This is a genomic window from Microbulbifer sediminum (assembly GCF_021729035.1).
In the GTDB taxonomy this organism is placed as follows: Bacteria; Pseudomonadota; Gammaproteobacteria; order Pseudomonadales; family Cellvibrionaceae; genus Microbulbifer; species Microbulbifer sediminum.
Genome location: NZ_JAJSAP010000001.1, coordinates 363,086 through 385,455 on the forward strand (window position 1 = coordinate 363,086; position 22,370 = coordinate 385,455).

Annotated in this window: 6 protein-coding genes; all 6 read right to left on the reverse strand. The window is 60.2% G+C overall.

What is annotated here, in order from left to right; all coding sequences use genetic code 11:
- Positions 1-407: 407 nt before the first annotated feature.
- Positions 408-5,594 carry a flagellar motor protein MotB gene (locus LVD11_RS01470; RefSeq protein WP_237055232.1) on the reverse strand — a complete coding sequence of 1,729 codons (5,187 nt, stop codon included), beginning with the start codon at positions 5,592-5,594 and terminating at the stop codon, positions 408-410.
- 8 nt (positions 5,595-5,602) lie between these two features.
- Positions 5,603-18,589, reverse strand: a complete 12,987-nt coding sequence (locus LVD11_RS01475) for an isopeptide-forming domain-containing fimbrial protein (RefSeq protein WP_237055237.1) — start codon at positions 18,587-18,589, stop codon at positions 5,603-5,605.
- A gap of 398 nt (positions 18,590-18,987) precedes the next feature.
- Positions 18,988-20,361, reverse strand: a complete 1,374-nt coding sequence (locus LVD11_RS01480; protein WP_237055239.1) for an AgmX/PglI C-terminal domain-containing protein — start codon at positions 20,359-20,361, stop codon at positions 18,988-18,990.
- A 9-nt stretch (positions 20,362-20,370) separates the two neighbouring features.
- Entirely contained in the window at positions 20,371-20,865 is a 495-nt protein-coding gene (locus tag LVD11_RS01485) for an ExbD/TolR family protein (RefSeq protein WP_237055241.1), read from the reverse strand.
- A 59-nt stretch (positions 20,866-20,924) separates the two neighbouring features.
- Positions 20,925-21,518, reverse strand: coding sequence for an ExbD/TolR family protein (locus LVD11_RS01490; protein ID WP_237055243.1), 594 nt, complete (start codon positions 21,516-21,518; stop codon positions 20,925-20,927).
- On the reverse strand, positions 21,518-22,318 hold the full coding sequence (locus LVD11_RS01495; RefSeq protein WP_237055245.1) for a MotA/TolQ/ExbB proton channel family protein: 801 nt from the start codon (positions 22,316-22,318) through the stop codon (positions 21,518-21,520). Before LVD11_RS01495 ends, LVD11_RS01490 begins: the two co-directional genes overlap by 1 nt.
- Positions 22,319-22,370 lie beyond the last annotated feature (52 nt).

Genomic DNA, 22,370 nt, shown 5'->3' on the forward strand with positions numbered 1-22,370 from the left:
GAGTGTCTACTTTTTGCCCGCCCGCTCCCTGCAAAGGAAATTGGACGGACACTGCCCGGTTTTCGGACATTATCGGGGGAAGAAAAAACTGGCCGTGAAACAGGTCTAAATTACCCCGCCCAAGACAAATTTTTTTGAGGATTGCCAAGCAGTTCTCAAAGACACTTCAGGCGCTTTCTTAAGGAAACAAAGGCCTCAGGGCGAACAAAACTTATCCATTGCGAACAAGATTCATACGACCTCACAGGAAAGGAACCTGAAACCAGGTTTGCCTCCTGGCAGGAAGGGACAAGAAGGAATGAAGGTAACCCGATTCCAGGAGCTACGGGAAGGCGTAGCGTGAACGAGAAAAGCTGGTAGCCTGGCCAACCAGGGGAAGCAGGGAGGGTCCCGCGGGACCCGCCCCCTCAGAGCTTGCCGATCACGTTGATAAAGAACCCCTGGCTGTCGTAATCCAGTTGCGTCAGGTCATCCGAGAAGTCCGTGAAGTTGTAGCCCGCACCTACCTTCAGGTGCTTGCCAACATGCCGGTAGATTCCCAGCAATGCACCACTGCGACGGTCCTGCGCATCCGGAAGGTCCAGCATCCGGCCCTCGATCAACAGGTCCCACTCGTTCACGAAGTGCCAGTCCGCACGCAACACATACAGGCTCGCACGACTGTCGAAGAACTCCGGCTCCTGCCGGTCCTGGCTCAGCTGGCCCAGACGGTAAGCGTACTTGGCTCCCAGGGTCCAGCGCCGGGTCAGGTCGTAACTCGCGTCCAACGAGAAGATGTGGCTCTTCTGGACATACTCCGCCGCCGTGTTCTCCACCGTTACCTGACCGGCGGTGGGCACGTTGTAGAAGTAGGTGTACTTCAGCAGCGTGTTCAGCCGGTCATTGGCCACCGGACGGTAGGCATAACCCATTACCGCCTCGGTGAACTTGCCGTCGTAGAACTGTCCCTGGGAGCTCTTGCTGTCGGAGTAGTTCAGCTTGCCCACCACGCGCCAGTCCGGGTTGAGCTGGTAGCTGGCATTGTTCTTCAGCAGCCAGGTCTGGCGCTCGGACTCGGTCACCGTATCCGCATCCACCGGGGTTTCCATGGTGTCGGTACGGTATTCCACGGCCGAGGACAGGCGCACAGCCTCGGTGCTGTAACCCACGTTGGCACCCACGGCGCGGCGCTCGGTCTGGGCACCGGTGCGCGGGTCCTCCAGCGTGCCCGCCTCCATGCTGGTGCCGTAATGCCAGCGGTCGCTCGGGGCCAGCTCCATGCCCAGGGCGTGGGTCAGGCCGGTGGAGACATCCCCGTGGGTGTAGCGCTCCTCGCCGTAGACGCTCAGGCTGTCGGAGTAGCGGCTGCGGAAGCCACTGGCCATGTTGCCCTTGCGTGCCCGCACGCCGGTATCGGTGCGCTCGTTGTCGAGGGTGTAGTTCAGGTAGACGTTGGTGCGATCGCTGACCAGGTAATCGGTACCCAGGCGCGCCGCAGTGCCGGTATCCCCCTCGGACAGTTCACTGTCCAGGGTCAGGCGCTCGCTCACGCGGTAGGCGCCGCCGAAGCCGACGCGGTTGTTTTCATCCCGGTTACCGGTCACTTCCATGGTGCGCTGCACGAAGCCGAACGCGCTCCAGTCGGCACCGGAGTTGTAGGCCGCTTCCACCGCCACATCGGTGCGGTCACCCTGGGTCTGGGTCGGCGCCACCACCGGCGAGTAGTCCTCCCGGGTGTCGGCGCGACCACCGGTGGTCACCCGCCATTTTTCGTTGATGCGATACCCCACGGACAGGTCCACAGCGGAGGTCTGCAGGCCGTATTCCTGCTCGCGCTGGTCCGCCTTCACACCCACATCGAAGCGCTCGCCGATGGGCAGGTTGGCACTGGCACCGCTCTGGGTGGTGTCCTGGTTCACCAACTGGCCCGGCGCGGCGAAGCCCGCCTCGCGCTCCTGGTGGTAGAAGGTTCCGGTACCCCGCGCTCCTTCGAACACATCCCCCAGGTGCAGGCTGCCCTCAACCTTGTTGGCGGCAGCCTGGGGGTCCGGGTTCAGCGCGTCGATATCGCTGAAGCCGTCGCTGCCCGACTGGTTGAAGCTGAAGCCGCCATCGAGGGAGGACACGCTGTCGAGGTTGCTGCCCTCGCTGGTGGCGGACTCGATCTTGATCCAGCTGCCGGCGCTGGCCCGCAGGGTCAGGTCAACACCCTGCAGGGAGGACTCGTTGCCCTCTTCATCCTGCTGGGTGCCGCTCACGCCCAGTTTCACGTGGTCCCCCAGCCAGTAGTGGGCACGACCACCCACCGCCAGGGTATCGAGTTCCTCGAAGCCCGGGGTGTATTCGTAGCGGGTCACCAGGTACTGGGGATTGCCGTTGTAGGAACCGTCCTGGATCAGCAGGTTGTCATTGGCAATGGCTGACAGTGGGCGGTTCAGCAGGATACGCCCCTGGATATAGTCCACGTCGTAGTCGATCACCGGGGTCAGGTTCTTGACCCCCAGTACCAGGCCGGAGTCCTTGTCCCGCACCTCGACCCGCACCCGCTCGGAGCCGGCGAGGATATCCTGGTGGCGCAGGAAGTAGAGCGAGCCACCGGTACCGCGGAACTCATCGCGACCGGCGACGGTGCCCGGCTCGGCACTGAAGCCGTCGATCTCGAAGCGTTTCTCGCCGAAGCTGGTGACGTCGTCGGTTTCGTAGTGGGCATTGGCACCGTAGAGCGCGCGGTCGACATGGGCCAGCTCATTGTCGGTGTAGGAGGCCTTGAAGTTACCCCACATGCCGTAGTCATCGTACTTGGACAGCTTGATGTAGAACTTGCCGGAGGTCGGTGCATCTTCCACCACCGTGGAGTCGTCACCGAAGGTCGGGTAATAAAGGTCCGAGTCCAGCCGGCGGAACAGCGCGTCCGGGGACTTCTCCATAAAGTTGGAGAACAGCTCATCCACCGGGCCTTCCTCGGTATCGGCACTGGCGGACAGGTTCCAGCCCTCACCGAAGTCGCCGCTGGTGTAGAACGCCAGGCGGCCGTCGTAACTCACCGAGTTGTCGTAGTGGGTCTCGTCACCGGTGACCAGCGCCGCCGGGCCGTTGGTATCATCGATACCGATGGTCAGGTCGGCAATGCCCACGGTGAACCAGTCGTTGCGGCGGAAGCGCAGGTCGCGCAGGAACAGCTCGCCGTTACCCTGCTCATCCAGTACCGCTACTTCCACGGTGTGCAGGCCGCGGGTAAAGATTTCCTCGGCCACGAACTCGCCGCTGTCACTGACCGGCACCGGGCGCCCCGCCACCCACACGGTGTGGTCTTCGGGGATCTGCGCACCGTTCACCAGCACCGAGTTGCCGTTCAGCGGGATACCCTGCCGGGCCAGGCGGTTTTCACCGTAGCCCACCAGCAGTTCTTCCTCCGGGTCGGCTTCCTGCTGTGGCGGATCCAGCCGGTCCACCAGCCACAGGGTCTGGGGCCGGGTCTCGTCATAACGCCCGTCCTCGTCGTAGACACGCAGCAGGTACTGGAGCTTTTTCAGCGGCGCCTCGAACGCCTCCATGTCGGCACTCCAGGTGCCGCGGCCGTCGACATCCAGCGGCACCACGGCCACCGGCTCGTCACGCACGGACTGCTCTTCCTCGAACACGCGCACTTCCGCGCGCTCGATAAAGGCGGGATAGTTGGTGTAGCTCTTGAACTCGACGCGGCTGTCGTCCACCTCGGTTTCCGGGTCATCGGCGTAGCGCACGGTAGTGGGCCAGGCGCTGACGTTGAGCCGCGGCGTCATTTTCTGGTTGTCGAAGCGGAACTGGATATTGGCCTGTTCCAGCGCCAGGTCGGTACAGCGCTGCAGGTCCGCAGAGTTACGATAGGGATCGTACTCGGGGCTGCCGTCGACGGTGATGCGCATCAGGTTGAGGGCGTACGGGTTGTTGGCCTGCGCCTCGCGGTCGATACGCTCGATGGCCAGGCGATCCTGTTCCGCCAACACCGCCAGCTCGTCGTAGAGCACCTGCACTTCCACACGGGCGCCACCCATCTCAATAAAGCCGGTGGACACCACATCGTCGGACTGCACGTAGCCGCGCCCCTCGAACGCCACCTGTTCACCGGTGAGGCCGAGGCGCTGCTGCACCTGCTCCATCACCCGCCGCGCGCGGGCACGGGACAGGCCCACGTCATCGCCATAGACCATCGCCTCACGGCGCTCCATGCGCTCGTTATCGGTGTAACCAACGAAGCTGACACGCACATTGGCCTTGTCGGCCACCTCGCCCATCACACTGCGGATCGCCGCCAGCTGGCCGTCGGAGATCACCGGGTCGCCCTGCTCGAAGCGGATCGTGGGCAGTGTGGTATTGGGGGACTCGTGGGCAATGGTGATGGTCTCGGCGCCGGCATTCTCCGGGCAGGCCTGGATGCCGTCACCGGTGGTTTCCATCAGGTCGTCGTACCAGAACTCCACTTCCACCCGGCGGTTCAGGGCACGGCCCTTGGCGGTATCGTTGGCGGCAACTGGCTGACTGGCGCCCTTGCCGGTGAAGGTCACCGCGTAACCGGGCAGGCCCAGCGCATCGCGCACCGCCAGCGCCACCCGTCGCGCTTCCGCCTGCGACAGGGCCATCTGGTTTTCATAAAGTGCCGCCGGGCCTTCCGGCAGGGCCTGGCCGTCGGTGTGACCGACAAAGTGCACAACCAGGTTCTTGCGGTCGGCCATCTGCGCGCGCACTTCGCGGATACGGCGCACAAACGCCTCGGGCAGGTCCACCTGGCCCGGCTCCCAGCGCAGCGGCGAGACCAGGTTCTTGATGCGCGCACGCTGGTCGCTGCCGTCGGCGTAACGCAGCCGGCACACGGTCTCCTGACGGCACACCTTGATGCGGTTCAGGTCCAGCGCCTGGGCGCGGGCCATTTCCGCCTGCGCCGCTTCGTCCAGCTCGTCGTAGGACAGACGCACTTCCACCCGGCGGTTCTGCGCCCGCCCCACACTGGTGATGTTTTCCACTGCCGGCTCGGCATCGCCAAGGCCTTCATAACTGACCGCGTCCTCCGGCAGGTCCAGTGACAGCTGCATAAACTCCGCCACCAACCTCGCCCGCGCGCGGGACAGCTCCTCCTTGTCCAGGTACTCCGCCAGTTCCTGCTGGCTCAGCGAGCCGGCATCGGTATGACCGACAAAGTGCAGGCGCAGGTTGTGGACCTCGCCGAGGGTATCGAGCTTCTCACGGAGAGCGGCAACCGCTTCCTCGCCGACTTCGTCATCGACGTTTTCATACACCAGCGGGCCGATCACATTTTCCTCGACCACCGGCTCCATCGCCTCCACGAACATCGAGGCATCCTGCACCCACTGGCGCCGGGGCTGCCCCAGCGTCATGGTCTCGGTATTGTTGCCCACCGGCTGCTCGGTGTACTCCGCGGTGCTTTCCACATCCGTGGTCAGGCCCGGAACCTGTTTCCACACTTCCCACCAGGCCGGTTCGGTCACCGGTGCAGGCTCCACGGCCGGTTGCACTTCCCCGGCGCTGTCCTGCGCCTGCAGCGGGATCGTCGCCAGCGCGGCAAAGGCCAGTGCCAGCGGGCGCAACGGAAGGCCGGCCCCTGCGCTTTTCTTATTCATAGAGGACATTACTCCCATCCTCCTGTTCCCTCGCCTTTGCCCGGGGGCGCACCGCGCCGCCAGAATACCTCGGTTTCAATGGTCAGTTCGTAGTCGCCGTACTCGGCCGCCCACGCCTCGGCCACCTGCGCCTTGATCGCCTGCAGGCGACGCTCTACCAGCGCGGGATCCTCGTTCTCGGCCAGGTAGGACAGGCGTAGCACCGATGGCGCCTCTGCCAGTTTTTCCAGCAGCAGTTCCGTGCGCGAGTGCCACTGCGGGCGCAGCTCGGTGGTCTGCGGCTCGAACACCGCCTCGGCCAGGTCCAGGCGCACTACCCGGTGCAGGCTGGTGCCGAAGTTGAACTTGATCATCTTGCCCCGCGTGGCGCGCTGCACCCGCGGGTTCTCTGTCGTGAGACGATAACCGCTCGGCAGGCTCCGATCGTCGAGCTTCAGCACAAAGTTGGAACCGCGATCCTGGTTCGGCACCACCGCACAGGTGATATGGAAGCGGCCGTGGGCATCGGTGGTGGCATTGAGGCCGGTGGCCGTCACCACCCGTGCACCGGGTACACCGCCCTCACCGGCATCCTGGTAGCCGTTCATGTTCTTGTCGTCGTATACCTTGCCGATCACATCGGTACAGTCGAAGGTCGGGTCGGGGATCACCCGCACCGTGGCCGAGGCCTCGCCGGACAACTGCTGGCCGGACAGGCCATTGAACAGCCGCGCCCGGTTGACGTACTCGCCCTCGCCCACACCGGAACCAACCACCAGTAACAGCTTGGCCGTACGGGTCTGCTCCGGATCCACACGCAGGCCAGACCAGCTGAGCTGCAGCCCGTTAACCTCCGGCTCAATCGCCTCGCCATCGACGCGGGCCGACCCGGCGATGTACTTGAAGCCCGCCGGGAAGAAGTCCACCAGCTGCAGGTCCGTCAGCGGCACCCCGGTGGTGTTGCTGAAGGTGATGGTGTACGGCACCAGCTGGCTGCGGGTGACGTTCAGCATCGCCGCCGTCTTGGTGATCGACACGGCACCTTCCAGCTGCGGGTCGATCGCGATGTGGTTGTTGAACAGCTGGCTCTCACCCGGGATGCGGTTGTCGTCCAGCGTCAGGCGCAGGTAGTAGTCCGTCTCCGGGCTGCGTGCATCGATATCCAGCGCTGGCAGTGCCGCCGAGGCCTGCGCCTCACAGTAATCCGCCGTACCCGGAATGGTGTCCGCACCACTACCCAGGCAGGCCGCCACATCGAAGCCCGCGGTGTCCACATTGGTCTGCGGCGGGATGATCGCCGACTCGCCGGCAACATAGCCATCCCCCGGCATCTCCACCTGGATCAGGTAGTCGGCATTCGCCGGGCAACCGGCACTGCTGAAGTTCAGGTCAAACTTGTAGTAACCACCGGACAGGGTCACCTGGCCCTGCTGTTTCGGGTCGTCGAAGCAGCTGTCCGGAAGTTCCGCCCCTGAAGAGGCGCGCAGCATGGTAACCACGGCACCGGACACTGGCACACGCAGCACGGAATCGTAGATCACCCCGTTAGGTGTCAGCGGCAGGTTGAGGTCCTGGGGGCTGGAACCGGATGCCACAAAAATCTCGCTGATCTGCTGGGGACCGTCGGTGAAGTCCGAGTCCGCATTGCCCAGCGAAGCGGTATTGGAACCTGCATTGGGAGCTATGTAGCGGAGCTCATAACCGGCACCGCCGGCGCCATTGGGCACCAGGCCATCAAATATGAAGAATCCATCTTCATCGCTTTGCAGTGTCTCCTGCATGGCGTCATTGAAATAGAGCTCCACTGTCCAGCCGGGCAACAATGGCTCTTCGGCATCCCGCTGGCCATTGAAATTGGTATCGCGCCACAGGTAGCCGGCAAGGTTGGCGATTCCCGGCGTGCCGCCCACATCGATGGTTACACTGGCCTGCTCGGCCAAAGCAGGATCATTCCAGTTCACCATGGCGGTATTCACAACCGTGTAACCGGTTTCGAGTTCTGCCCCCAGATCTGCCTGGAAGCGCAGCGTCGCGGAATCACCAGCCGCGAGGTCGCCGGAGGTTGCACCAAAGTCGGCGGTGATAACGGAACCATTCACGGAGATGCCCGCCGGCTGGCCATTGAGCAAGGCGGAGTCCGCAACGTAAGTCAGCACACCCTCACCTGCTGTGAGCAGGTCATCGGCAATGACCACGTGGCTTGCCGGAACCGCGCTTATATTGGTCACGCGCACCAGGTACTCCAGCCTCGCCCCGGCTTCGGCCGCGCCGCCACCCACCACGGCGACTTCCTTGGTGATCGAGAGCTGCTGCGCATCCCCCACCACCACATCAGTCGGCTGGGCGCCGTTGGTCGGGTTACCATCGGCGTCAGTCAATGTCCCTGGCAGTTCCACCGTGGCTACGCTGCCCTGGTTACGGATCACGGTCCCTGTCGCGGTACCGACATCGACCGTCACATCAAAGACGATGGTGGCAGCCTGCCCGGAGCTGATCACGCCCTCGGCCACACCGGGCAGGGGCGGGGTCAGGTCTCTTGAGGAAATTGGCAGGCCTGTGGCCAGACGCGCTTCACCGCCAACGTTGTCGCTAACCACAATGCCATTCAGCGTGGTGCTGCCGGCCACGTAGGTGGTATTGGCCGGGATCAGGTCAGTCAGCTCGGCTTCGGTGGCATCCACGCCGCCTATGTTCTTGACGGTAATGGTGTAGCGCAGTGAATCTCCGGGATCGACAATACCCGCAGTGAGATTATCTTCCGAGATTGCCACACTCTTCTGCACCACCAAGAGTGGCACATCACCGACAATATCGATTGTCGGGTCCAGCGGTGCATCGGTGCCTGGATCATCGGAAGGCACCTCCTCGAAGGCACCGCTGGCAGCACCCTCGCCATTCAGGAAACCCTGGTTGGAGATGATGGTGCCGTCATTGACGTCATTGATGATCACGTCAAAGGTGATTAACGCTTCACCAGCGCCAGATCCGGTCGGGTCGGCAAGCAACGTCCCCTCCCCCGATCCCGGCGAAGCGACCGACATCCCGAGTGCCAGGGGCGAGGAGCCGCTCACATCTGCTGCCGCCGCGCCGTTCAGTGTGGTGGAATTCGCCACATAAGTAGTGTTGGCAGGCACCTGGTCCCGCAACAGTGCCTCGCCGGTATCCTCGTCGCCGGTATTCCGCACCCGCAGGGTGTAGCGCAAGGTATCTCCGGCCAGCAGTAGGTCTGCATCACCGCTGATATCCACTGAGGTTTTCTCAACCACCAGGTCCGGAGCGGATTCGATCACTACCCGGGTCGGATCCTCGTCACCCGCTACGTTGGGATCATCCGTGCCGTTCACATTCGGGTCATCACTGTCGACCGGTTCCTGCCCCGGCAGCAGTGCCCGGGCCTGGTTCAGTACCTCTGTGCCATTGTCGATAACTGGAGCCAGGCTTACCTGGTAAACCACTTCGACCTGGTCTGCACCGGACCCCTGCGCGCCCAACACCAGGTCGCGCAGGTCCAGCATGCCGCTGCCTGCAGAACCACCTGCAGCACTGGTATTGGACGTATCCGCTCCTGCGGGGAAGCTGACCAGTTTCAGGGAACCCGCTTGGTACCGCGCGTTCGCATTGAGCCGATCCAGGTCGTCAGTGATTCCTACCTCACTGATATCCAGGCCACCGAGGTTGCGCAAAACCAGTGTGTACTGCAGTACATCGCCAGGATTCGCCGTGACAGCAGGACTCTCACCACGGGTAATATTCTCCACCACCTTGGCAAAGGCCACATTAGGCACCGCGGCAACAGTGGTGAATGCATCCTCATGATCCAGTAGACCGGGAGTTCCGTCAGTGGGGGCCGGCCGGGTGTACTCACGCGCATCCGGGGCGGCACTGTCCCAGCTGTACCAGCGCTCAACGCCGGCGACATTAACCAGGTCGGCACCATCCTGCGTATCGGCATCCAGGAATACGCCATAGCTCAAGCGCAGGTGGTGATTCGCTGGCACCATTGCATTGCTGCCAGCCGTGGCAATGGTCAATACACAGGTCGCCTCGTCAAAGGCCGTAGTGAAGTCAGTACCTGGGGCCAGCGAGACCAGCGGGCTGCCACCGGCATCCACAATTTCCGCCACGACGTTTTCCGGTGGCGTCTCGCACATACCGCCCGGATCCGGGCTCGGCAGAATATCGGTGATATTGATACCCCAGGCCGGGCCGGTCCCGGCATTGTGCACATCGAGCACGAAAGTCCCCGGCAGGCCTGACTGCACACTGGCCGGGCCCGACTTGTCCAGTGTCAGTGCAGTGGGCTCGACCACTGTCATTTCGGCGGTGGTGTTACCACCACCGGTGCCCTGCCCCGCGGCAGCGTTGTCGTTCTCGAAGTTATAGCGATAAGTGGCGCTATTGGTGAAGGCCAGGCCATCCACATTGGGTGGGCTGCTGTCGCGCAGGCGCACGATCACATCGATGACTGCAGTCTCGTTGGCCGGCACATCGATACCGTTGGCGATATCCTCGATCACCAGGTCAGTTGCCGAGCCGGTATTCACCGGCGAGAAATTCGCGCTGCCAGACACCTTCACTGCCTCGACAAATACCAGGTCCGCTGAAGAAGCACCCAGGTCCAGGAGCACCCGCACGTCGTTCAGGGCGGCGCCCTGGCCGGTACCCGGGATAGTGACCCGATAGGCAAAAGGCTCACCAATCGAGGCATTCGGCTGGGTGTTCTCGATCAGCAGGTCCTCGGCACTGGGAGTATTGAACTGGATGCCGACAGGTGCGGTGGGACCGTAATCCTCGCGCATGTCGACATCAACTGACAGTCCGGACAGAACCGGCAGCTCATCATCATCCAGCGAGTAATACACCTCGGCGTAAGCCCCATTCTGGATCGACAACCCGGCACCCAGGTTGCCATCTGCCTCCACCCGATAGGTTATCTGCAGTGATTCACCGGGTGCGATGGCATAACCGGAGCCTTCGCCAAAGTCCCAGGTTACTTCACCGGTAGCGGCATCATAGGCAGGCGCCAGGTTAGCGGCGGCGGCTCCATTTACACTGGTTGACTGCACGGTGACACCACCCTGCCGCAGCCCCACCGGGATAAGGTCCCGGAAGACCAGGTCATAGGCTGGCGCTGAGCCGTTATTGGTGACGGTAGCGGTATAGTCGACGGTGTCGCCGGGCGCCAGGGTGGCACCATCGGCCGGGCTGGAGGTAACAGCCACAGCCAGGTCCGGCTGCAGCAGGTCCAGTGTTTCACCGTCGGTGAGGCTATCGCTGCCACCAGTGATATCACGGGTAAAGTCGACGTTGTTGTCGAGCGGCGTGCTATTGGCCGGCCAGGGATGAACGTCCTGGTTCAGCACCCGCGCACGGTAGCGGATGACGAATTCATCATTGGCTGCATCGTTATCACCGGCATTTACCAGGTCCGCGACATTCCAGCTAACGGTGGTCGGGCCGGCCAGGGGATCGCCGCTCTGGACCGGCTCGCCGATATCGCTATGGCTGAAGGGCGCAGCCGCAGCAAACGGTGCACTGGTATCACCATTCACCGCCAGGGTGCCGGCGAACACCATGCCCTGTGGCAGGGTATCAGTGAGTACGGCATTCGGGTGACTACCCTCCTGCAGGCTGACGCGCAACTCATACTCCGCCAGGTCACCCACACGCAGCTGGCTGTCGGCGGCGTTGAAACTGTCACTGATGCGGTTCTTGGCAAGCAAGCTGTCATTGGCGGCGGGAAGGCTGGCCAGCTCACCACCGATTAAGTAATCATTCAGCGCCGGGGAACCAGTGCCATTGCGCTCATAGGGCCCGCTGTTATCGTCGTCGAGGCTGGTCCATTCGATGCGGCTGGTGCTGGTGAGGTCAGCCAGCGCGAGAACGGAATCCGTCACCCGTACATCATAGAACAGCTGTGCGGTCGAACCGGAAGCGATATCCAGGTCGCTGTTGCCCGGATCCCAGGTAAGCTGCTGGGGCACAGCGACTCCGTCACCGGTCACCACCGGATCGGCCAGGCCTGCACCGGCAAAAGAGGCAGAGCCACTGACATACTCCAGGCCCGGGGACAGCTGCTCGCTTACCCGCAGGTCCAGTGCATCGGCGCTGTTTGCACCACCCGCTTCGCTGATATCGAGTGTCAGCCGCAGGATATCACCGGCATCCGGCGCGCTGCCGGGACTGGTCTGGTTGCCGATGTTTTTTGCCAGCGCCAGTGCCGGCTCGATGATGGTGAGCGAACTCGAATTTCCTGCACCACCATCAATGGCGGGACCACCATCGAACTCGGCATAGGTATAACTGGCCACGTTTTGGAAGCTGTATCCGGCCTGGGCGGTGCTGTTATTGGCCACCCGGGCGCGAATCTCAATCTGGGCCTGTGTCCCGGCGGGCAACAGGCCAATTCGCAGGTCCAGGCGATTGCCGCTGGTATTGCTGTCATCCAGAGCCAAACCGTTGCCGCTGATTTCAGTAACGCTGGTGATTTCCAGCGCGGGATCCAGGGTATCGGTAATCACCAGGTCATAAATGGCCGAGGCACTGTCGCTGGCCGGCACCAACAGCTGGTATACAACCTCTTCGCCCACCACCGCAGTGCCGTCTCCCGGCTGCAGCAGGATTTTCTGCAGCGGGTCCACACTCGTGGGAGCAGTATTCATCTGGTAGGGCAAGGGTACAACCACCGGGCTGTACTGCTGCGCATTGCGGGGCGGCAGGGACCAGTATTCATCCACCGTAAAGGTATTGATCCAGTTCTGCCCACCGCCCACATCGGGATAGAAACCGATATCGTAGTCAATCTCCAGGCACTGCCCCGGGTCGACGGCGGTATCCAGTGCGAAGATCATGTCATCGCCCCGTGCAGCCGGGGCGGTATAACTGTAATCGGCGGGATCGAGAGATATACCAGCGATGCGCAGATCCAGGTTTTCGATCGAGGCCTCGTCCATCTCCATCGGCAGATCGTCAGTCAACTGCAGGCCATAAGCCGGTGCGTCACCGGCATTACACGCCCGCAGCTGGAACCGCATGACTTCGTTGGCCAGGTCCATAACCACGTATGGGCTACTGCGCCCATCGCGATCAATCTTTTCCAGGCTATCAAGCAGGGGCTGCACCACCGTAACCGTGGCGCTGCTCTCGAGCCGTGGGTCGCTCGCCGGCGGGTTGCCGCTTGCGTCGGTGTAGGTCAGGCTCGCGGTATTGGTCAGTGGGGTGCTGGCCGCATGCGGGATACCATTGTTCTCGGTGACACGTGCCACATACTCGATTACCAGAGGAGTCGCGGTACCCAGCTCCCGCGTGATATCCCCCAGGTTCCATTCGAGTGTCCCTGTAGCACCGGGCGCGGGAACTGCTGCAGCGGGGATATCGGTATAACTGTAACCACCTCCGGCACTGTACGGGGCCGTATCGTCACCGTTGATGGTAAAGGATTCCAGGGTGAGTCCTGCGGGCAGGACGTCCGTAACGCTCACCGCATTGGTTGTACCGGGCTGAGCATTTACCTGAAGCTGATAAGTCGCAGTATCCCCCACCCGCAGGATGCTGTCGGCGGGATCATCGTAGCTGTCGGCGACTACCCGTTTTTCCAGGCCGGTATTGTCTTCAGTATTGAGCGGGGCTTCGGCCGGACCCGCACAGTAATCGTTGGGAGCACTGGTAATCGGGCAACCAATGCCGTGGCGCTCGTAAACCGTGTCGTTGGACTCGCTGTCATCGAGCGATGTCCAGTCCAGCAGGACACTGTTGACCACCGGTTGGCCAAAGACAGACTCCACAGTGGCCCGGTACGTCAGCTGCAGGGTGCTGCCAAGCGGCAGGTCGAGGCTATTGTCACCGTTATCACGGCCCCAGTTGAGTGGGCCACCGGGCGCACCCGCAGGCACGGGCTCGAAGCCAGCTACCGGATTGCCATCGACAGTGGCCGTGGGTGTGAAGCTGCCATCAAGCTGGACTTCCGGCGGCAGATCGTCGACCAGATTGAGGTCAAATGCATCCGCCGTCGATTCACTGTGGGTTACGGTAACGACATACTCCAGCACATCGCCGCCCTGTGCCAGGCCGGGGGCGCCAGTGGTATTGGTCACGGTCTTGGTGATCACAAGCCGCGGCTCGACCGCAGTAACAACCGGGGTATTGTCCGCAAGGTTTCGGGTTGCCCCAGTTTCACCATCCAGGTAAGTCAGGTTGGCGGAATTCTGCAGCGAGTCCCCCGCATCGGCGGAGACGATCTCGTTATCGACCCGGGCGAAATAAGTAATGCGAATGGCCGGTTCAATGGCGTTACCCGCTGTATCATTTTCACTCCCGGTCTCAACCTCGCCGATATCCCAGGTGACATTGCCAGAGGAATTATTACCAGGATGGCTGTTGAATGCGGCCTCTGCCGGTGCCTGCCCGTTGATTGCGTCAATCCCGACAAATTCGTAAGCAATGTCATAATCGGCATTGTGTGTCAGCACATAGCTTGCCGAGCCTGTGCCCAACTGATCCGTCAGCGTGACGCTTTCACTGATCCCTTCCGGAAAGCGCACCTCAACCTGGAACTGTTTGTGAGCCCCGATCGTCGGAACGACTGTGGGGGAAAGATCGGACTTGGACAATACCAGTTGCGGCACCTCAGCCTGAGCTGCGGCGGTGGTTTCATGGTCATTGGTCACATCGCCGGCATTGGGCAGAACGCCGATTCGCATACCGTCGGCGGCACCATCCTCGCCAATTTGACCAGCCGGGTTCAGCGCGACATTCCTCGACGGCAGTGACTGCCAGCGACCCTCGGCGGTGTTGTCGAGAATTTCATGGGGCGCTACATCCTGTTCGACCTGGATGTCGAATGTGAAGCTCCTGCGCTCCCCGGGAGGGATCGAATAGCCGCCGCTCGCCGGGCTCCAGCTGAATATCGGCGCATTGTTCCCTACCGTTGTGGTGTCAGTGTTCTCGGGCGGATCCGCACCGCCAATATTTCCAAGAAAAATTAGCCTGCTGTCAGTCAGGTCGTCCAGTACCTGGAGGTTATAGGCGGTCGCAGAACCGGTATTTTCTGCAGTGACCGTCACTGTCAGTACATCATCAGCATCGGCTTCCGACACGGAAAAGGACTTGGTCAGTGTGACCGCCGGCTCCAGGATCTCTACTTCGTGGGCCGCAAACGGAACGACCACCAGGTTTCCTGCCCGGTCGATATAGCGCGCGTCTGCTACCGTGCCACTACCGCCGTTGACCAGGACATCGCCATCATTCGTAAACTGGCTATTTTCGATACGGGCGACGAATTCAATCTGGAAATCAAACAGGCTACCGGAAACCATCGTCACTTCCTGGTCTCCGAAATCCCACTCCACATAGTCGTTGCTGCCGGTGCTGGTACAGGTGGGCGTAATCTCCCCCCCGGGAATAAAGCCCGCCACATCGTATGGGGCGGCATCCAGGTCAACAACCGGAGCATCAACACAGCGCATCCCGGCTGGCAGCTCATCCCGAATAATAAAGTTACGTAATTTGGCGGCGGGAACCTGCGTAGTCAGCTGGTAGTGGATTTCCTCGCCGACAACCGCAGTATCTCGTCCGGACCCACTTGCCGCACTGTTTGAGAGCGCCAGCGCTGCCTTGGGTTGCGCCTGGACTTCGATAATGCGCATCTGCGCCTCGGCGTCGGCAGAGCGATAGTGGCGGGCACGACCGATCTCCGGTGTGCCATCGGCAAGGCCGTCATTGTCAGAGTCACTATCGATCCCTGGAACATTCTGATTCCCTGAATCCCCTTCCAGGCTGTCGTAACGGGCAAAAAACGTGTTGGTAAACAGCTGCTGTGGCGCCACGGTCGGGTGTGGCTTCACCCGGTAGTAAAGGTCTATGGACTCACCCGGGTTCAGGCGCTCCAGGGCCGCGGACTGGTTGTAAGAGAAAGTGATTACCGCCGGGCTACCGTTCTCTGCGCAATGCACGGCTGGGTCATAGTCATCCTGGTTTGCTGCCAGGCCTACCAGGCCATCGTCGCCGCCAATTGTCTCGGCAACACCATCCCCATCGTTGTCCAGTCCATCGGCATCCAGCCCCTCGACACACATCTGGCCAGAGCCATCAAGCGTGTCGGTAATAACCAGATCGTACGCGGGCGCACGATCAACGCCATTATCGGCGGCCCGGTTGGTCACTCTAAGTCGGAAAATATAGGTTTGGTCCCGGTGCCCCTCATCTGTCAGGTCGACAAAGTTACTGCAGCCGGTCCCGAGGCCATATAGTGCCTCGTTACAGACTTGCTTCTCTACCTCGAGGAACGGTTCGGTAACGGTCAGGTCTACTCGCCAGTCCGCCTCGGGCGGATATCCGGGAATATCTACTGGGACGCCCGTTGCGTTATCCACCACAACGGTTTCTTGCACGCCCTCGGTTTCGAAAACCGCGGCAAAGGCTGCGCGCCCGAAATCTGTGCTCTCAGCGCCATGCTGGTTTGGCGTAGAGACCGAATCAACCGGATCGTTGAGTATACGGGTGGTCAGGTCGTTCAGGAACCACCGATCACGCTGGTCGACTACTCCGTCAACCTGCCACAAAGGGTCGGTCTCACTCAATTCCACATTGAGTCCACCGAGTTCATTGATGTTATTGCTGGCCCGAAGATCGACGCAACGGGACGCCACATCCGGCAGCGACACATCGCTGCACGCCAGGGGGCTATCTGAGATGTATCCCTGGCCATCGGGCAAGTCATCTCCGAAGGAGACATTGTTGACTTCAATCAGGGTATAGCCTGGCGTCTCAAACCCGAACCAGCCACCAGCCTGCAACTCCACCCTGCAGTCCTCACCGATGATGACGTCCTCATTGGCAAAGCCGGCCTCGTTCAGTTCGGTACACTGGCCCCTTACTTTCTTCACCAGGTTAAAGCCCAGTACCCGCGCACGAATACCATCCAGGGAGTAGTTATTTGCCTGTTGCCGGGAAGGGGTTGTACCGGGGTCTCCGTTCAGGTCTGCGGGGTCGGGAAAATCCAGAGATGTGCCATTACTCAGCGTGATCTCACCGATCAGGTCGGCGCGGAAGGTGAGGTCATCCTCCGTCGCAGCGTGATTTTTTTCAACCTGGAAAATAATACGCTCGGTACTCCCCGGTTGAATCACACCCAGCTCCTCCGCAGTACAACGGTAAACAGAAGCAGACTCCGGGACATAGTCCGGGTCATTCCACACTGGATGTGCGGGCGGGAAACCTACAGCACTGCAGTTCCTGTCATTACCCAATACTGTCATCGCCTGGCCGAATGAAACGTAAACGAAGTAATCATCGGCCTGGTGGCCACCATTATTGGTGATATCAACCGTCAGCGGTGAGGTCCCGCTGTCACGCACAATGTACAGGGGATAGACCGTCGTGATGTCCAGATCCTCCGGATCCGGCGTGACAGCGTCCGTTTCGACCTGAGCACGAGTGGTACCGGTGCAGAAATCGCTGAAGCTCGCAGTCAGCGTATTCGGTTCGGCAAGCGTTATATTGCTGTTGGGGTCAGTGTTATCACCGGCAGTTTCCTCGTCGACATCGAGGTTGGCGACTTTGTCGAAGAAATCGGGTTCCGTCGTCACGATCCGGAACCGGATCACGACTTCATCCCCATGACGCAGCATATGTTGCTGGTCCGGGTAATCCGGGTTGGTAGTACTGCTCAGGAGACGGAATTCGGGGGCGTTGTTTCGCAGCGGGTCGGACTCCCACCGGTTCCAGGTCGACCCGACTCGCCATTCAAGGGTATCGACCATACCGGCGAAAGTAGCTGCGTATCTGCCCGCATGTCCAACCCCCCTGTTGATAGCGATAATCCGCGGAGTGTAGCTGGTATCGACCACATACTCGGCAGGCAGGTCATTTATGAAATCAATATCCCGCACCGATCCACCGGTAAGATTACGGATCGTCAGGGTCACATAGCCACTTGTTCCCAGTGGCTGGGCAGTATTTGTACCGGTAATCTGCCGGATAATCGTCAGGTCGCCGGAGGAAACCGAGCGCATTTGGGCGGTGGCGCTGTAAGGTCCACCACCGGAAGATGTCTGGCTAATACCACCGATACCGGTGCTGCCGTCAATCTCGCAACCCCACTCAAAATCATTGACAGTATTGGTGCCATTGCTGCAGGAGGTATTTACCTTACCAACGATGTAGACGTTCAGGCTACTCCCGGCGCTAACGTCAATCGCGGCTCCATTGGCATCACTACCACCATTGGCAAAAGGCGTATCCAACGCAAAGTCACTGATGGTGTTCGAGGCAACCTCACACCCGGGAGCGGAGCCTGCACCGTTATTGTTGGCAATGGCAAGCGCGGCGCCCTCTGTCGGGCATACATGGGTGATATCCATATTGGGGTTGGACATCAGATCATCAAACCGCACATCCTGCATATCCCCATCGCCGGCATTACGGATGTTCACACGCCAGACAACATCATCGTTGATGTTGCCGTATACGGTATTAGTGTAATTGGCCTGCGCCGCGTCTATATTCCTGCCTCGCTTTATCAACTGGGGAACAGGTTCGCGCAGGTCCAGCTCAATGATGTCCCGATCGGTTTCACGCGGAAAGGAACAGTAATCGAACGAAGCCTCTGCTCCGATGAAACGATTGGCAGTAACGATGTCCTCTTCCAGGTTATCCCGACTTCGGACACCGAAAGTAATCGTCATGCTGCTGCCCTCATCGCGCGAGGCCAGCGCAGACAGGTCAGAGGCATCCCAGGTCAGCGTGTTGCCTGCGACCGTCGGCTCACCAAGGACCAGCCCACTGCTGACCGACGTTGACCCGGGAATATATTCGAGGCCGCTGGCACCAAGGTTTTCAGTTACCACCAGGTTTTCGATGTGCTGGTTAAAGCCCCGAATACCACTGGGCACGTTGATCTCAATGGTCACCTGCCCATCGCCACAGAGCGTACACCAGCTCTGGGAAAAGCGATGCTCCACGACATTGAAACCTGCCGGATTATCCGGGCTGTTGACGGGGCAGTTGTGGTCAGCCATGGCGCGCTCAGCAGGAAGCGTCACACTCAGGCACGCCAGGAATATACCGGCACATACATTCTTGAGTAAGTCTTGACCCGCCACATCAAACAACATCGGAATCCCTTCAAAGCCAAAAAAAATCGCTTTCCATCCGCACACCCAACAGGTGCGGAAGCCGGGCTCGCCCTGCCCAGAGCGCGCACTCTATCTACAGGGGAACCACCGGGCCGTGAAGCAGGTCTAAATAAAATTTTGTGGAATTTTTTTTGGTATCTTTGCCACGCAGTTCTCACATGGATGCGCGCAACATATAGGGAAGGCAAGAAAAGGAACAGGATGGGAAGTAAAAAGAGGGGCCGGCAAGAGCCGGCCCGCAACGCTCCCCCCCACATAAGAGGAGGGAAGCGTTGGCAGGGTTACCCTGCCGGCAGGAAGTCGATCGGGTACAGGATGGTGATTGTCGGCACCCCGGCCTTGGGACCGAAGTTAAACCGCTTCACCCGCGCCGTGATCTTGCTGTTGAGCGCCGGGGAATCCATATCACTGGATTCGACACTCACCGCAGATACGGAGCCGTCCGGCTCGATCGTCAGTTTCAGGACCATCTTGCCCTGCAGAGCCGGATTCTTGCGCAGCTCCCGGTTATAGATTCGGTAGAGGGCGGCCTTGTAACGGTCAAAGACAATCTGGATTTCCTCATCCGTACGGGACGGGCCTGTGCCATCGCTGAGAGGTCTCTCCTCTCCCGCGAAGTCACCCTCACTACCGATGGAACTCTCCACCCGCGAGAAGGCCACGCCCTCCATTGACGATCCGGTTCCACCAACGTTGCGGCTGATATTGGCACTGGCGATACCACCGCTATCAGATTTCGCCGCCGCGGTAATAAGGGAACGCTGACTGCTGTTCTCTTTCTTACCCGCTGTACTGAGCTGGGTTCGCTCACCCAGGCGATTGTCCAGGTCATCCTCGATCAGGTCCTGGAAATTGTCCTTGAATGCCAGTACCCCAGAGCGTTCGGCCTTTTTCCTGGCCTGCTTCTTCTCCGCTTTGGTCGGCTTGGGCTCTTCCTTGGCCACCTTCTGCTTCTTGGGCTCGGGCTTCTTCTCTTCCTTCTTCTTTGGCTGCTCCGGCTCGGGCGGCGGCTTGGGTTTCTTTTTCTTCTCAATCACGAGCTTCGCCAGGCGCTCGGGAATCTCGACCACTTCATCCTCCGGCTCGGGAACCGTCCACATAGGTATGGTATACCCAAGGAACAAAGCCAGGAGAAGGGCTACCAGCACACAACGACGGAAGCGGCGATCGTCCTCACTCGCCGTATGCCATGGCATGACCGGCACACGACTGTCAGACAGTTCAAGCTCACGGGTGACCTCGAACTCAAATTGCTTGTCTTCTTCCGCACGACGGAGCTGCTCGGCACGCTCGTCGAGATGCAGGATCTCCTCTTCGTCGTGCTCGATTTTCTCCTGCACCCGCCGCCGACGCTCCTCGAGCATCTCGACGTTGGTATGATAGACATCAACCTTGCGCCGGGCGCGCTCGACGACCGCTCGGGAGGCACTCTCGCTGTAATCGTTATCCCAGAACAGCGTCGCCTTCCCTATCTCATCAAGTCGGGCGAGCTTTGCAGTGATATCAGCCAATAACTGGTGCTGCTCAGATTCAGCGGACAGGTCGGCAAGCTTCGCCTCTATCTGGCGTTGCTCATCCTGAAGTCCGCTAATCCGCTGGCGAATCTCTTCCAGCTCGCCGCTGATCGCCTGCTTTTGTTGGTCTAAATTACTCACGAACTTCCACTAACCCTGAGATGCTTTCTGAATAACCGCCAGAGAAATCCGTGTATAGCCGGCCTCGGTACAACTGGACATGACCTTCTTCAACAGGTTGAAGGGGATGCCCCGGTCCGCGAGGATATTGACTTCCGGAGGCTCTGCCGCTGCTTGCTCAGTGGCTTCCGCCACTGCCTCGCCACTTTCTCCCTGTGCCTTCTGCGCCTCAGCCTGTGCGACACTCAGGGCTTTATCCATTTCCGCTACCATCGCCTCCTTGATGGCCTCGACAACGGTCGACTCACTCTGGACCAGATCCTCGGTGCTCATCACCGGCTTGGACTCAACCAGCACCTCCTGATCAGTCACCATCAGGGTGACGGTCTCGCGCGGCTTTGACTCAACCACTGAGTCAGGCAGTGTAATCACCTTCGGCGGATCCAGGGCCTCGTTACTCGATGTATTGGTCAGCAGGAAAAACACCAGGATGGTAAAAACGTCCATCAGTGATGTCAGGTTCATTCCCGGTGCCTTCCGGCGACGGCTCCGGGACATGCGTTTCATGCGTCGGCTTTCATGTCTCACGGCGCATCTCCTATTGAAATATCCGGAAACAGCTCAACCCGTTCCACCGATTCCGGATCATCAGGGTCGCTACCTTCGCGACGCACTTCCGCACCGCGAACGGTATCCATCACCCCAACCAGGTACTCATAGGCGATATCCTGCTCCATGAGGATCATCGCATCGGTTTTTTCCGGGTAGTTACCTTTTACTTTCAGCAGGAATTCACTGAGTTTTGCCAGATCGTAGATCTCTTCGGTCTGGCGCAGTTCTGCATCACCCTGCTCCAGGTCCTCACCGGAGACTGCGGTTGGCGCGCTGTTGTCAGCCGCCGATTCTCCGTCCTGGTTCAGGTTGGGGAACCGCGCGATGACCTGTTCGCCATCACTGATTTCCAGGCGATCCTTCCGCACTACCACTTCTACTGTCACAACAGGGTCGTCCGGCGCACCGCCGCCGGCCCCGGACGGCATGTTGAGCTCCATAACAGTGACGCGGGAGAAGACCGCCGACACCAAAAGGAACGGTACCAGCACCACCATCAGGTTGAGGAAGGCGGTAATGTCCAGTTCCGGAGCTTCTTTGTTTCTCCCGTGGCGCCCTCTTCTCATTACGCTTTTTCCACTTCCGCTACATCTTCTTGCTCTTCGGTCTTGACTGTTGCGTCCTCAGCACTGGAAGGCTCACCAGTGTCTGCAGCTGCGCTTTCCTCCTCAGCATTGACAGAATCCTCAGGGGAATCGGCCGTCTTCTCTTCGCTTTTCACCTCACCGCGACGGCGGGTGGAGATGGAAATAATGTTCAGCGCCTTAACGGATACCATTTCCAGGCTATCGACAATTTCACCGGTAAGGGAATTCAGCAGGGCATGGACGATCAGCAGGGTAATACCGACCATCAGGCCGAAGGCGGTGGTATTCATCGCCACGGAGATACTGGCAGAAAGCAGGTCTGCCTTTTCCGCCGGGTTTGCATTTGCTACCGCAGTAAAGGCTTCGATCAAGCCCATGATGGTACCCAGCAGGCCCAGCAGCGTAGCGATATTGGAAAACAGCGCCACGTACGGGGTACGTTTTTCCAGCTGTGGAATGATTTCCATCATGCTCTCTTCCATCGCGATTTCGATATCTTCACGACGGCGGACGGCCCCCTGGCGCGCAAGCCCCATCGACAGAAGCTTGCTCACGCCGGAGTCATCCTGTTTGACCAGGTTTCGGGCGCGATCAAAGTCACCGGAGGCCAGGACGGGCTGCACCTTGTCCCACATCGCGCGATTGGTGTGCCGCTCGTATACAAGGCGGATATAGCGCTCAACGGCCACCGCGGCCCCCAGCGCGAAGACCACGAGAATGGGGTACATAAATGCACCACCAGTCTGGAAGAACGCGATTACGCTGTTGAAAAAGTCCATCACTAACCCTCTTGAAAATACTGCGGTAAGCTTCGATTTTAATTTAATGGAA